At 63.5% G+C, this 12,540-nt stretch carries 16 protein-coding genes; all 16 read left to right on the top strand.

Features of this window, described 5'->3' with window-relative positions; all coding sequences use genetic code 11:
* The first annotated feature begins 104 nt into the window (after positions 1 to 104).
* Positions 105 to 527, top strand: coding sequence for a M15 family metallopeptidase (locus AB1Z25_RS21790; RefSeq protein WP_107801257.1), 423 nt, complete (start codon positions 105 to 107; stop codon positions 525 to 527).
* On the top strand, positions 524 to 748 hold the full coding sequence (locus AB1Z25_RS21785; RefSeq protein ID WP_227105798.1) for a hypothetical protein: 225 nt from the start codon (positions 524 to 526) through the stop codon (positions 746 to 748). Before AB1Z25_RS21790 ends, AB1Z25_RS21785 begins: the two co-directional genes overlap by 4 nt.
* Positions 748 to 1,326, top strand: coding sequence for a hypothetical protein (locus AB1Z25_RS21780; protein WP_146176760.1), 579 nt, complete (start codon positions 748 to 750; stop codon positions 1,324 to 1,326). Before AB1Z25_RS21785 ends, AB1Z25_RS21780 begins: the two co-directional genes overlap by 1 nt.
* Positions 1,323 to 1,520, top strand: coding sequence for a TraR/DksA family transcriptional regulator (locus AB1Z25_RS21775; protein WP_043589247.1), 198 nt, complete (start codon positions 1,323 to 1,325; stop codon positions 1,518 to 1,520). Before AB1Z25_RS21780 ends, AB1Z25_RS21775 begins: the two co-directional genes overlap by 4 nt.
* Positions 1,521 to 1,534: 14 nt before the next feature.
* Positions 1,535 to 1,750, top strand: a complete 216-nt coding sequence (locus tag AB1Z25_RS21770; protein WP_019102036.1) for a hypothetical protein — start codon at positions 1,535 to 1,537, stop codon at positions 1,748 to 1,750.
* Positions 1,751 to 1,831: 81 nt separating this feature from the next.
* On the top strand, positions 1,832 to 2,476 hold the full coding sequence (locus AB1Z25_RS21765) for a phage tail protein (RefSeq protein WP_486636155.1): 645 nt from the start codon (positions 1,832 to 1,834) through the stop codon (positions 2,474 to 2,476).
* A gap of 116 nt (positions 2,477 to 2,592) precedes the next feature.
* Positions 2,593 to 3,291 (top strand): DUF1834 family protein, encoded by a 699-nt coding sequence (locus AB1Z25_RS21760; protein ID WP_107801254.1) that lies wholly within the window; start codon positions 2,593 to 2,595, stop codon positions 3,289 to 3,291.
* Positions 3,292 to 3,366: 75 nt separating this feature from the next.
* Positions 3,367 to 4,788, top strand: a complete 1,422-nt coding sequence (locus tag AB1Z25_RS21755) for a phage tail sheath C-terminal domain-containing protein (protein WP_486636154.1) — start codon at positions 3,367 to 3,369, stop codon at positions 4,786 to 4,788.
* Between the two features lie 303 nt (positions 4,789 to 5,091).
* The gene (locus AB1Z25_RS21750; RefSeq protein ID WP_048408454.1) at positions 5,092 to 5,466 is read left to right on the top strand and encodes a hypothetical protein; all 375 of its coding nucleotides are present in this window, start codon (positions 5,092 to 5,094) and stop codon (positions 5,464 to 5,466) included.
* Between the two features lie 62 nt (positions 5,467 to 5,528).
* On the top strand, positions 5,529 to 7,364 hold the full coding sequence (locus tag AB1Z25_RS21745) for a M23 family metallopeptidase (protein ID WP_486636153.1): 1,836 nt from the start codon (positions 5,529 to 5,531) through the stop codon (positions 7,362 to 7,364).
* A complete protein-coding gene (locus AB1Z25_RS21740; protein ID WP_081549105.1) occupies positions 7,364 to 8,671 on the top strand; it encodes a DNA circularization protein in 1,308 nt (435 codons plus the stop codon). The genes AB1Z25_RS21745 and AB1Z25_RS21740 overlap by 1 nt, the downstream gene beginning before the upstream one ends.
* Complete coding sequence (locus AB1Z25_RS21735) at positions 8,655 to 9,713, top strand: phage baseplate assembly protein (protein ID WP_227105782.1); 1,059 nt, start codon at positions 8,655 to 8,657, stop codon at positions 9,711 to 9,713. Before AB1Z25_RS21740 ends, AB1Z25_RS21735 begins: the two co-directional genes overlap by 17 nt.
* A 20-nt stretch (positions 9,714 to 9,733) precedes the next feature.
* Entirely contained in the window at positions 9,734 to 10,333 is a 600-nt protein-coding gene (locus AB1Z25_RS21730) for a phage baseplate assembly protein V (RefSeq protein WP_107801250.1), read from the top strand.
* Positions 10,334 to 10,439: 106 nt separating this feature from the next.
* A complete protein-coding gene (locus AB1Z25_RS21725) occupies positions 10,440 to 10,790 on the top strand; it encodes a phage GP46 family protein (RefSeq protein WP_107801249.1) in 351 nt (116 codons plus the stop codon).
* Positions 10,790 to 11,854, top strand: a complete 1,065-nt coding sequence (locus AB1Z25_RS21720) for a baseplate J/gp47 family protein (protein WP_486636152.1) — start codon at positions 10,790 to 10,792, stop codon at positions 11,852 to 11,854. Before AB1Z25_RS21725 ends, AB1Z25_RS21720 begins: the two co-directional genes overlap by 1 nt.
* Positions 11,851 to 12,429 carry a YmfQ family protein gene (locus tag AB1Z25_RS21715; RefSeq protein ID WP_253315718.1) on the top strand — a complete coding sequence of 193 codons (579 nt, stop codon included), beginning with the start codon at positions 11,851 to 11,853 and terminating at the stop codon, positions 12,427 to 12,429. Before AB1Z25_RS21720 ends, AB1Z25_RS21715 begins: the two co-directional genes overlap by 4 nt.
* The last annotated feature ends 111 nt before the right edge of the window (positions 12,430 to 12,540 follow it).

Here is a 12,540-nt window from a genome sequence, read left to right as displayed (position 1 = left end):
CAGCCGGTTCCGCCTCTGCCTGGCAGGGCAGCGCGCGCGCCGCGCAAGGCGGCCGGCTTGCGGCCGGCCGATGAGCCACGTTTCGCCAACAACAAGGAGTTTTCATGGCCAGCAGAGCTATTTCCGACCTGCATCCGCAGTTGCAACCCTTGGCCGAGGCCTTTGTGCGGCGCTGCCGCGACGCCGGCGTGGAGGCTTTGATCACCTGCACCTGGCGCTCCGGCGCGGAACAGGACGCCTTGTACGCGCAGGGCCGCAGCCGGCCCGGTCTCAAGGTCACCAACGCCCGCGCGGGCCAGTCCGCGCACAACGCCATGTTGCACGGCAGTCCGGCCGCGCGGGCCTTCGACGTGGTGCCGCTGATCGGCGGCAAGCCGGTCTGGGACGCCCACCATCCGCACTGGCAGCTGATGGGCGAGATCGGCGCCGCGCTAGGCCTGAATTGGTATGGCCGACCGGACGCGCCGTTCCGCGAGTTTCCCCACTTTGAGTTGAATCCGACCGACCTCGACAAGGAGAAAAAATGATGCGTCTGTCCGACTTGCTGACCCGGCCCGGCGGCCGCCGGCTGAGCCATTCCCGGCTGTGGGCGAACATCGCCTGCGCGGCGGCCACGCTCTTGTTCGTGGTGGAAGGGCTGCGCGGCACCCTGGGCGCGGATATCTGGCTGATTTATCTCGGCATCGTCGGCGGCTACTCCGCCGGCTTGCGGCTGATCGCCGCCTGGCGCGATCGAGGCGGGCGCTGATGGGACCGGGCTTCGCATGGCTGAAATTGGGGGGCTGGCTGCTGCCGCCCTTGCTGGCGGCGGGCCTGGCCTACCCGCTGGGGCTGCGACACGGCGCGGAGAACTGGCGCGCGCGCTTGGCCGAACAGCGGGCGGCGGATCAAGGCCGCCAGGCCGCGGAAGCGGAGCGCGCTCAATTGCAACTGCAGGCGGCCTTGCAGCAGCAGCAACGTCTGCGCGAACTGCTGGGCAGGCAGGAGGCGCGCTTGTTGAGTCAGCAACAGGATCTGCAGCAGCGGCTGCGAGACCAGAAACAAAGGATCGAATATGTCGTGCAACAGGATGGCGGCCGCTATGGCGGCCTTGGCCCTGACAGCCTGCGCCTCTACCGGCAAGTCCTCGGCTACGCCGCCGCCGCAGTGCCCGCAACCGACCCCGTATCTATTGCAAATCCCCATCAAGCCGCCTCCGCCGGCGCCGGGCTACCGGCAGCAGACCTCCTGGCCCACGCCGCCGATTACGGCGCCTGGTGCCAGCAGCTGGAACAAAGGCTGACGGCGCTCGGCGGGCTGTTTACTTCCGAAGGACCACAACCATGAGCGACTTTTTCGATCGGGCCAGCGAGCTGGAAACCGAGTTCCGCGAGCAAGCGATTGCCCGCCATTACCAGCAGTTCGACCAGACAGGCTACAGCCACTGCGAGGATTGCGGCGACCCCATTCCGTCCGCGCGACGGGCGATCATGCCCAGCTGCACCCGCTGCGTGATTTGCCAACAACTGGCCGAAGGCTGAAAGGCGGGTTTCACGTGGAACATGACAATCTGATGGCCCTGGGCCGCATAGAAGGCAAGCTGGACATGATCGTGGCCCACCTCGCCAAACAAGACAAAAAACTGGAAGAGCTGGACAGCCGCCTGCGCGACGTCGAAGTCCAGGCCGCGCGCAGCGGCGCCTTGTCCGGCGCGGTGTCCGCGCTGGCGGTGACGCTGCTGGGCGAGTTCCTCAAGCGCTTGATCCACTGAGCGGCGGCACGCCGTTTCATCCGCCCGCCTCCGGCGCGGCGTCGAATTTCCCCCTTCTCAAACCTAGTGAAAGGAATCCAGATGTCGCAAACGACGATCTGTATCAAGCCGCAGCTGCAGTTCAATTTAATTGGCCATGAAGACGCTGCAATGGCTGCGGATGGCAAGGGCGCGCAGTTCCAGATGAACGCGACTTGTTGCGGCCAAGAGGCAGGCAAGGGACAAGGCGTGCCCAGCGGCGCTGTCATGCATTTTGCCGCGGAGAAAGCCCCGGAAGGCTGGTTGAAGGCAGATGGCAAGGCCTATGCCAAAAGCGCGTATCCCGCCTTGTTCAGCGTGATCGGCGACAGCTTCCGCGATGCGAAGAACAGCGACGAAGCCATGTTCAATGTCCCTGACCTGCGCGGCGAATTCATCCGTGGCTGGGACGACGGCCGCGGTGTCGATCCGGCTCGCAAGCTCGGCAGCGCGCAGAAGGGCACGCTGGTCGCCGCCAACGAGTATTTCAGCGACAACGAGCTGTACAACATCAGCACCAATGTCGGCACCGGTCAGGCTGCAGCCGGCACCGCGGCCTTCGGCGCGGACGTTCCGGACCTGGCCGGCTACCCCGGTCTGGAAATGCACTACGTGACCGGCGTCAAGGGCGCGCTGAGCAACTACCTCAGTTCGGTCGGCGCCGCCCGTCCTCGCAACCTCGCCCTGCTGGCCTGCATCAAGGCCTGATTCACCTCGGCCGCGCCCGCGGCCGCAAGCCCCCACTGACATCGCTCAGCTAAGCCCAAAACCGCGGGCGCGAGACAATAGCCGTATCGATAAACCGCTGAATCATTGAGGAAATCATGTCCCAGCTGATCCAACTGCAAGACGCCATCGCCGACCGCCTGCGCCAAGGCCTGGGCCGCATGGTGCGCGAAGTGGCGGCCGATCTGGACGAAACCGGCCTCTGCGGGCTGGATCTGGCGCAAGGCCGTTACCAAAGCCGGCTGACGCCGGCGGCGGGCAGCCCGGGTCTGAATCCGCAGGCGCTGGCGCGCCTGCCGGCGTTGTGGACCGTGGCCGGCGGCGTTATCGCCTGCCAGCCTTCGGCCAGCCAACGCCAGCGCTACAAGGCGCAGGCCCGCTTCACCGTCATCGTCGGCGACCGCCTGCAGGCGGATCGCGGCTACGCCGGCGCCGGCGTCTGGCAGCTGGTTTACGCGGTGCGTCGCTTGCTGGCGGCCCAGGATTTCGGCCTGGCGGTGTCGCCGCTGATTCCCGAGCAAGTGCGACCGCTGGCTCAGGCGCAGCGGGACGGCGAGCCCTGGAGCCTGGTGGCTTGCGATTTCGCCACCCACTGGCTGGACGAGGCGCTGGACAACGGCCACTGGCCGTCGCCGCAAGGCGAGACGGATCCGGACCAGCTGTTCGCCCGCTTCGGCGGCAGGCTGGAAGGCCCCGCCGCCGAATGGCGCAGCACCCGGCTGGACTACAGCCTGGACGGTAAAACGGCCGTCAAGGCCCAGGATGTCGTGCTGCAGCCCAAGCCGCCCGCCGTTTGATTTTTCGCAGTATCCCGCCGCGCTGTCCGGCGCGGCGACTTTCCCCCAACCGCATCAATCAGGAGCCCATACTTTATGGCCAGCCCCAACATCAGCTTCGACCAGATTCCGGCGTCCATCCGCAAGCCGGGCAAATACTTCGAGTTCAACACCAAGCTGGCGGTGCGCACCCTGCCGGGCAATCCGCAGCGCGTGCTGGTGATCGGCCAGCGTTTCGCCGACTCCGCTCAGCCGGCTCTGGCCGCGCTGGACGTGTTCAGCGACGAGCAGGCCGCCCAGGCTTTCGGTCGCGGCTCCTACGCCCATCTGTTGGCCCGCGCCGCCATCAACGCCAACCCCTATCTGCAACTCAGCGTGATCGCGGTTGACGACGCGGACAGCGCCGCCGCCGCCGTCGGCACCTTCACCTTCACCGGCCCGGCCACCGGCGCCGGCGTGGCCAGCCTGTTCATCGGCGGCCGCCGCATCGACGTGGCCGTGGCCGCAGGCGACGACGCCGCCAAGATCGCCGCCGCCGCCAAGGCCGCCGTCGACAAGCTGGCGGATCTGCCGGTGACCGCCGCCGCGGCCAAGGAAGTGCTGACCCTGACCGCGCGCCACAAGGGCGCGGCCGGCAACGCCGTCGTCTTGAAAGCGCAGGAACAGATCGCCGGCCTCGGCATCACCGTGGGCGCGATGAAGGGCGGCGCCTCCGATCCGGACATCGCTCCGGCGCTGGCGGCCGTGGTCAGCGGCGGTCACCACATCGTGGTCAACCCCTTCAACAACGACACCGCCTTCACCGCGTTGCGCACCCATCTGGACTTCGTGTCCGGTCCGATGGAGCAACGCGGCGCCATCGGCGTGGTCGGCGCCGTCGGCGCGCTGTCGGAAGTCAGCGCCGTTGCCTCCAAACTGGCCAGCGGCCGCGTCAGCGCCGCCTGGTATCGCGGCTCCGCCAAGCTGCCGGGCGAACTGGCCGCCGCTTACGCCGCGGTGATCGCCAGCGAGGAAGATCCGGCTCGTCCGCTCAACACCCTGGAGCTCAAGGGCCTGGACGTGGTGGAACTGGCCGCCCGCACCAGCCGCACCGAGCAGGAAAACGCCCTCTACAACGGCGTGACCCCGCTGGAAGTGGGCCCGGGCGAACGCGTGCAGATCGTGCGCTCCATCAGCACCTACACCAAGGACGCGCAGGGCGTGGACGACGTGTCGCTGCTGGACCTGACCACCATCCGCACCCTGGACTACGTGCGCCGCGCCTGCCGCGAGCGCGTGGCGCTGCGCTTCCCGCGCGAAAAGCTGTCCGATCGCACCCCGTCCAAGGTCCGCTCCGAGCTGCTGGACGTGCTCTACAAGCTGGAAGAGCTGGAAATCATCGAGGCGGTGGAGGCCAACAAGGACGGCCTGATCGTCGAGCGCGACGCGCAAGACGTGAACCGTCTGGACGCCAAGATCCCGGTGGACGTGGTCAACGGCCTGCACGTGTTCGCCGGCCGCATCGATCTGCTGCTGTAAGAACGTGTTTACGGTCTCGCGAGCTAAGGCGAGACAAGGCGAAAACGGCTGAGAAAGCGGAATGTACGCGTGGTACATGAGCATTTCGAAGCGGGCACTCATCGCACAATGTCTCTACCGACGCGCAGCAGATCGTAAACAGGTGCTAAGCGGCGCTGGGTAAACACGCGGGGTGCCGCGGCGCGCCGTCTTGCTCCCGCACGCTTACCCGGGCGGACCTAGTTTTCCCCCGTTAACGCTTGATCCGGCGGCCCGCCGTCAAACCGGCCGGGCCGCCCACATGAAACCGAAAAGGACATTCACATGGCTTTGAAAGAATACGCAGGTTCGATCGTACTGGAAGTCAACGGCCAGGAAATCGACGTCATCGATCTGAACGTCAGCAGCAAGACCGGCCGCAAGCTGGTGAAAACCATGAACAGCAGCGGCCGCGCCCGCGGCTTCGCGCGCGGCATCTCGGAATACGAGCTGTCCGTCACCGTCTCCATCCCGCTGTCCGGTGAGCTGGACTGGGAAGCGATCGAAGGCGCCAAGCTCACCGAATTCCCGGTGGCGCCGGGCGGCAAGCGCACCAGCTACCTGGACTGCTTCACGCTGGAAGTGGGCGAGAAATACGGCGTGGAAAGCGAAGCGCGCCGCGATATCAAGCTGCTGTCGCTGCGTAAAGTAATGGAGTAATTAATTAGTTGAATGGCTCACCCTTAAACGGGTGAGCCATCTGCATGCCCAAAGGAAATGGTATGACTACATATAACCCTGGTAAAAAATTCCGAGTTTCCAGCGAATGGTCGCCTGATAGAAAACATCCTGTGACAGGGAAGCATGAAGCACACCGTGGCCAAGATTGGGCGGCTCCCGCAGGAACAGATATACCCGCTGCAGAGGCTGGGAAGGTCGTTTTTAAAGGCAATATGAATGGTTACGGTAACACTGTAATTCTTGAGCATAATTTGAATGGCAAAGTTGTTCAGACGCTTTATGCCCATATGCAGAAGCCATCGCCGTTGAAGGTGGGCGATAAAGTTAAAAAGGGCCAGTCAGTTGGGCCGGTGGGTAATACAGGGAACAGAAGTAAAGGCAACCATGTCCATTTTGAAATTCTGGAAGATAGAAAATCTGGCGATGGGGTGATTAGAAAAGGCCATGCCTCCACTGATCCAAGAAAGTTTTTATTTCCAGATCATGGCCCCGAATCAACCACCAACGCTGCTAAAGAAGATGTAGGTGGAGTGCCTCTGATTATAAACTCAATTGCTGACAAAGCCACTGAATTGAGTAAAGGAGTTTTGGGGTATTTGGGCCAAGAAAATAAAGCGGAAAAAGTAGGAAGGGGAACTGTTCAATCCAAAGGCATGCCCTTTGTTGGGGGAATTGAAAAAATAAACTCCAAAGGCGTAAGTCACTTTCAGGAAGCTGCCGCTCAAACAACGTATGGGGCTACTCTGTGGCAGGCTGAGGGTGGTGGTGCAATTGGGAAAGTTAACACATTAGGGTATGCCGGGAAGTACCAGTTTGGTAGGAATGAAGTTACGACTATTGGGAAGAAGCTTGGTTATGTGGATGCTAAAGGTAATTGGATTGGAAAGAATAATATTAAAAGCAAGGCCGATTGGTTAAAAAGTAGCCAGGTGCAAGATGAGTTTTTAAAAGAATATACTAAATTAAATTGGCAGACTCTTCAGCGGCTGATGAAGAGGTCAAATTTGAATTTAAAAGATTATGTTGGGGAAAAAGTAGCGGGCATTACTATCACAGAGAGCGGTTTGCTGGCTGCATCTCACTTAGCCGGGGCGGGCTCAGTAGGAAGTTTTCTAAAATCTAATGGTGAGCGAATCGCAGTGGATGGCAGTGGAAAGAAAATGACAGATTATCTTTCCATGGGGGCAAATAAAGATGTTAGTAGTATTACCGGCAATCCCTTTGAGGTTTATAAAGATGTAGGGAAACTGGATGATAAAGAGCACAAATACAATGTTGCTGGTATGTCTGGGCTTTCATATACGCGAAAAAAAGATGGGAAAAAAATTGTAGTCAAAGTAATGGAGAGTGAAAATTATCAACAGCAGGCTGAGTATGTCATTGGGAAAATGAAGGGAGGTCAAGTCGGGACAGGGGAGGGGGCTAATATTGTTCCTCCAACAAAGTCAGAGGAGGATTGGGTAGATTCTTTAGTAAAAAATGTTGAAGGGTTTTTTGCTAAGGAGATAGAAGAAAATAAGGCAAAAAAAGCCAACTCTTCCAGAGTCGATTCTAAAAAAATAGATACTAAAAAGGTAGGGCCTAAAAAGGTAGAGCCTAAAAAGGTAGAGCCTAAAAAGGTAGAGCCTAAAAAGGTAGAGCCTAAAATTGCGGAAGTTGGTGGTCGCTCTGAGAGCGCTAGCCCCAAAAATGCGCTATCAGAAACCAGTCAACTGCCAGCAGAGCAAATAAATATTGTCCTTGGTCAGCTCCAAGCCACCCTGTCCCAACTCAGCAGTGTGCTGTCCCAACCCATCCAAATCACCGTCGACGTCCAAAACGGCAATATCGTCGCCGCCGTCAACGCCGCCAATAGCCAACAACAAAGGAGAAGCTGATGTTCAATCTCAGTCTGTTTGCCGGTTCCGCCGCCGGCGCGCTGGTGGACGCCAGTTTCCGCGGAGTGCGCTTCGAATGCCTGCGCAGCGTGGACAGCGCCCAGCGCGACCAGGCGATGCACGAATACCCCTATCTGGACGGCGCCGACGTAGAAGACCTGGGCCGCAAGGCGCGCAAGGTTTCGCTCAGCGTCTTCTTCTGGGGCCGCGATTATCAGCAGCGGCTGCGCGACTTCGTCGCCGCGCTGGACCAGGCCGGTCCGGGCGAGTTGATCCACCCGGTATTCGGCAGCATGCCCAAGGCGCAACTGCTGGATTACCAGATCAGTCACGAGGCCGACGCGCCGGATTCCTGCACCGTGGAAGTGAACTGGGTGGAGGCCACGCCGGGCAATCCCTTTTTCGCCAGCCAGCAGCCCTTGCAGCAGGTGGAGGCCATCAGCGCTTTGGCGGCCAAGGCGCGCAGTCTGGGCGGCGAGGCCTTCGCCAAGGCTCAGGGCCTGCTGCAAAACGCCAATACCGCGCTGACCCGGCTGGGCGCGCTGCGCGTGCGCTTGAGCGATACCGTGCGGCAGCTTGCCGGCATGGCGCAGCAAGGCATTGCCCAGGTGGTGGACTTGCTGGCCTATCCGCAAGCCTTCATCGGCCAGGTGACGTCCTTGGTGGACGAGGTCGCCAACTGGCGTTTTGGCGTCAAGCTGGAAATCTGGCCGGGCCTGAAGTGGGAGGCGGAAGCGAAGCTGCCGCAGGCCACTCTGGCCGATTGGAACGCGATGAAGGACAGGCTCAACGGCGTGTCCAAGAAAATCGGTCGCGCGTCGGACAGCTTGAGCCAGGCCGGCAAGGCGCTGGAGGTCTGGACCGAGGACGAGATCCGCATCGACGCCTTGCTCAAGCTGACCGTGTCCACCTCGATGGCGAACGCCGCCGCCGATCTGTTCCGCTCGGAAGCCGCGCAGCCGACATTGACGCCGCCGGCGCTGGAGCAAGTGGCCGGCGACGTGCGCGCCACCTTGCAGCAGACCATAGAGCAATGGCGCAAGGCGCTGCCGGGCGAGGACGCGCGCCAGGTGATTGAAAGCCTGCGCGATCTGGGCCTGCAGGTGCAGCGCAGCGCCGCCGGCCTGGTGGCCGCCAAGCCGCCCTTGATTACCCGCAAGGTGGAGTCCGCCGCCAATCTGCGTCAGCTGGCCCACCTGTGGTACGGCGACAGCGGCCGTGCCGCCGAACTGCTGCGCCTGAATCCGCAGCTGGCGCATCCCAACCATCTGCAAGCAGGAGAGCTGATCCATGGTTACGCCCGCTAAAAGCGCCTCGGCCAAGAACGAAGTCAGCCTGGAGATCGCCGGCAAGGCTCATCGTTACTGGACCCAGTACAGCATCGACTCCGATCTGACCGTGGCCGCCGACGCCTGGCAGGTGTCGCTGGGCCTGCCCGGCGGCGAGGTGCCGCCGGCGGTGGAGCCGGGCGCCGAGGTCAAGGTGCTGGTGGGCGCGGACGTGGTGCTGCAGGGGAGGGTGGACGACATCAGTCACAGCATAGGCGCCGGCAGCCACCAGCTGACGCTGTCGGGCCGGGATCTGGCCGGCATGTTGCTGGACTGCAGCGCGCCGTTGCTCACCGGCAAGGGCATGACGCTGAGCGACGTGCTGGAGAACGTGATCAAGCCGCTGGGCGTCAGCCGGGTGCGCGTGGACGGCAAGGCCAAGGGCCAGATCGAGAAAATCAGCGTGGACCCGGGCAACAGCGCCTGGGACGTGCTCACCCGCGCCGCCGCGGCCAACGGCCTGGCCGCCTGGTTCGATCCGGACGGCACCCTGGTGGTGGGCGGACCGGACTACAGCGCGCCGGCCAAGGCCAAGCTGATCCTGCGCCGCGACGGCAAGGGCAACAATGTGCTCAGCCTGGCGGAAACCCGTTCCCACGCGCCGCGTTACTCGCAGCTGACCCTGCTGGGCCAGGGCCATCGTCAAGCCTTGACCCCGGGCAGACACGATCTCAAGCACCAGTCCGCGGACCCGGATGTTCGTTATCACAAACCGCGCATCGTGGTGGAGCCGGACGCCGCCAACCCGGCGGAACTGGCGGCGCGCGCGGACAAGATGCTGGCCGACGCGCGGCTGGCCGGCTACACCCTTAGCGCCACCGTGGCCGGACATCGCAACAGCGCCGGCGAACTGTGGACCCCCGGCCAGCGCATCCAGGTGGAAAGCGAGCCGCACGGCATCAAGGGCGGCACTTATTTCCTGATGGCGCGCACCTTCAGCGGCGGGCGCGGGCAGGGCAGCACTACCCGGCTGACGTTGAAAGAGGACGGCCGCTGGCTGCCGGTCATGCGCAAACGCTGAGACAAAGAAAGGTTGAAACGATGTGGAATGACGTAGACCAGAGAATTCGCCGCGCCTTCAGCAATGTGCGGCAGGGCTTTCGCGCGGTGCTGACCCGGGTGGACAGCGCCGGCGACGTGCAAACCGTGCAGGCCGACGCCTTGGCCGGCGAGCAATTGCAGGACGCCGAGCTGTTCCAGCATTACGGCTACAGCGCCAATCCGCCGCCGGGCAGCATGGCGGTGGTGCTGCCCTTGGGCGGGCGCAGCAGCCACGGCGTGGTGATCGCCACCGAGCACGGCAACTACCGGTTGAAGCAGCTCAAACCCGGCGAAGTGGCGCTGTACAGCGACGAAGGCAGCAAGATCGTGCTTAAACGCGGCCGCTTGATCGAGGTGGAGTGCGACACTTTCAGCCTGCGCTGCAAGAACTGGCAGGTCAACGCCAGCGAGCAGGCCAGCTTTACCACGCCCACGCTCAGCACCAGCGCGCAGCTGGTGGCGCAAGGTCAGATCAAAGGCAATGGCGGCATGGCCATTCAGGGCGGCGTCACCGTCAGCGGCGACGTGGTGGCCGGCGGCAAGAGCCTGGTGGGCCACCAGCATAACGGCGTGCACGGTACGACCAGTCCACCGTTGTAAAACACGATTTTCACCAAGCGTGCTGTTGATATCGCTTGTTTGAATGTTCGCCGGCACTGACCCGCGTCCCTTATCCCCAACCCCTGCAAACCCGGAAAATAACGCCATGGACCCTCTATTGGACCCCATCACCGGCGATTACGCCGGCGGCACCACCGACACCCTGGCCAATGCCGTCTACCTGAGGCTGATGACCCCGCTGGGCGGCTGGTGGGCCGATCCCGAACTCGGCTCCCGCCTGCATCTATTGTCTCGCAGCAAGGACAGCAACCAGATCGACCTGCTGGCCTGCCAATACGCCGAACAAGCCTTGCAACCCTTGTTGCGCGACGGACGCGCCCGCCGCGTCGGCGTAGAGGCGCAACGCCCCGGCAGCGGCCGTTTGCTGCTGCTGGTCGAAGTGGAAGAGGCCGGCGGCCAGACCCGACATTTCCAACACCATGTGAGGATAGCCTGATGCCTTTGTCCACCCCGGATTTTGAAACCATACGCGGCGCGCTGCTGCGCGATCTGCAAAACCTGCGCGCCGACGCCGACGTCGGTCCCGACAGCGACTTTTACGTGCGCGCCAGTTCGGTCGCCAGCGCGGTGGAAGGCTTGTACCAGCATCAAAGCTGGATCGCCCGCCAGATCTTCCCGGACAGCGCCGACCGCGACTATCTGGAACAGCACGCCCGGGTGCGCGGCCTCAGCCGCAAGCCGCCGGTGGCGGCCAAAGGCCTGTTGCAACTGAGCGGCAATCCCGGCGCCGGCTTCGCCGCCGGTCTGAAAGTGCGCTTGGGCGAACAGCTCTACACCACTCAGGCCGGCGGCCAGCTGGATGTGGACGGCCAGGCCCGCGCGGCGGTGGCCGCCGATCTGCCCGGTCTGGCCGGCAATGTGCCGGCCGGCACGGTGGCGGAACTGATGGCCGCGCCCAGCGGCCTGGCCAGCCGCGTCAGCTTCGCCAGCATGGACGGCGGCGTGGACGAAGAGGACGACGCCGCCTTGTTGGCGCGGCTGCTGGAGCTGATCCGTCGTCCGCCGGCCGGCGGCAACCGCCATGATTACCGACGCTGGGCGCTGGAGGTGCCGGGCGTGTCCGCCGCCTACGTCTACCCGCTGCGCCGCGGCCTCGGCACCGTGGACGTGGTGATCACCGCCCAGGACAGCCTGCCTTCGGCCGACACCCTGGCTGCGGTGCAAGCCCATATCGAGGACCTGCGCCCGGTCACCGCCAAGAACTGCCTGGTGCTGGCGCCCACGCCGCGTCCGGTGGACATCGAGGTGGCGCTGACGGTGGACGGCACCACTGTGCAAGCCGTCACCGAGCCGCTGCGCCAGGTGCTGGCCGCCCATTTCTCCAGCCTGGCCCCCGGCAGCAAGCTGTACAAGAGCCGGCTGGAAGCCTTGATCTCCGACCTGCCCGGCGTGGTGGACCGTCAATTGCTGTCGCCCGCCGACAATATCGCGCCGACGGTGAATGAGAAAACGGTGGAATGGCTGCGCCTGGGCAAACTCACGGTGAGGGGGATGCAATGAGCCCGCAAACCCCGCATAGCGAACTGCTGACGCGTTTGTTGCCGCCGGTCAGCTACAGTCCGGACGGGCCGCGGCTGCAAGCCGAGCTGGGCAGCGAAGGCGCGGCGCTGGACCGGGTGCAGAACGGCGCCCGGCAGTTGGTGGGCGCCACCACGCCGCTGCTGGCTGAAGGCCTGCTGCCGGACTGGGAGCGCGTCTGCGGCCTGACCCCGCCGACGGACGCGCCCTACCAGCAGCGCCAGCAAGCGGTGTTGGCCAAGCTGGCGGAAACCGGCGGTCTGTCCATTCCCTACTTCACCCGGCTGGCGTCGGGCATGGGCTACCGCATCGCCATCAGCGAGCCGCAGCCTTTCCGCGCCGGTCTCAACCGCGCCGGCCAGCAGCTGTGGACGGCGGACATCCCCTGGGTGTGGCAAGTCACCGTGTTCGGCGCCAAGACCCGGCCGTACTTCTTCCGCGCCGGCCAGTCGCTGGCCGGGGAGCGTCTGACCACCTTCGGCGACCCGCGGCTGGAAGATCTGTTCAAGGATCTGAAGCCGGCCCACACCTACGTCTACTTCGCCTACCAGCCTTAAATCGCGCCTCACGCGGACCTTCCCGTCCTTTCTCCCTTCCCCTCACAGCCCCGCCCCGGCGGGCGGGAGCCTGTGCTCTTTCCCTTCCTTCAGGAGCGCTCCATGCAAGAC

The sequence above is a fragment of the Chromobacterium sp. HL1 genome (assembly GCF_057418835.1).
This window is presented reverse-complemented; position numbering and strand designations above follow the sequence as displayed.

What these genes read in the sequence shown, in the direction of transcription:
- AB1Z25_RS21760 (WP_107801254.1), top strand. Translation starts at nt 2,593, where the DNA reads ATGTCCCAGCTGATCCAACTGCAAGACGCCATCGCCGACCGCCTGCGC.
- AB1Z25_RS21775 (WP_043589247.1), top strand. Translation starts at nt 1,323, where the DNA reads ATGAGCGACTTTTTCGATCGGGCCAGCGAGCTGGAAACCGAGTTCCGC.
- AB1Z25_RS21740 (WP_081549105.1), top strand. Translation starts at nt 7,364, where the DNA reads ATGTTCAATCTCAGTCTGTTTGCCGGTTCCGCCGCCGGCGCGCTGGTG.
- AB1Z25_RS21755 (WP_486636154.1), top strand. Translation starts at nt 3,367, where the DNA reads ATGGCCAGCCCCAACATCAGCTTCGACCAGATTCCGGCGTCCATCCGC.
- AB1Z25_RS21715 (WP_253315718.1), top strand. Translation starts at nt 11,851, where the DNA reads ATGAGCCCGCAAACCCCGCATAGCGAACTGCTGACGCGTTTGTTGCCG.
- AB1Z25_RS21735 (WP_227105782.1), top strand. Translation starts at nt 8,655, where the DNA reads ATGGTTACGCCCGCTAAAAGCGCCTCGGCCAAGAACGAAGTCAGCCTG.
- AB1Z25_RS21730 (WP_107801250.1), top strand. Translation starts at nt 9,734, where the DNA reads ATGTGGAATGACGTAGACCAGAGAATTCGCCGCGCCTTCAGCAATGTG.
- AB1Z25_RS21745 (WP_486636153.1), top strand. Translation starts at nt 5,529, where the DNA reads ATGACTACATATAACCCTGGTAAAAAATTCCGAGTTTCCAGCGAATGG.
- AB1Z25_RS21725 (WP_107801249.1), top strand. Translation starts at nt 10,440, where the DNA reads ATGGACCCTCTATTGGACCCCATCACCGGCGATTACGCCGGCGGCACC.
- AB1Z25_RS21790 (WP_107801257.1), top strand. Translation starts at nt 105, where the DNA reads ATGGCCAGCAGAGCTATTTCCGACCTGCATCCGCAGTTGCAACCCTTG.
- AB1Z25_RS21785 (WP_227105798.1), top strand. Translation starts at nt 524, where the DNA reads ATGATGCGTCTGTCCGACTTGCTGACCCGGCCCGGCGGCCGCCGGCTG.
- AB1Z25_RS21720 (WP_486636152.1), top strand. Translation starts at nt 10,790, where the DNA reads ATGCCTTTGTCCACCCCGGATTTTGAAACCATACGCGGCGCGCTGCTG.
- AB1Z25_RS21750 (WP_048408454.1), top strand. Translation starts at nt 5,092, where the DNA reads ATGGCTTTGAAAGAATACGCAGGTTCGATCGTACTGGAAGTCAACGGC.
- AB1Z25_RS21780 (WP_146176760.1), top strand. Translation starts at nt 748, where the DNA reads ATGGGACCGGGCTTCGCATGGCTGAAATTGGGGGGCTGGCTGCTGCCG.
- AB1Z25_RS21765 (WP_486636155.1), top strand. Translation starts at nt 1,832, where the DNA reads ATGTCGCAAACGACGATCTGTATCAAGCCGCAGCTGCAGTTCAATTTA.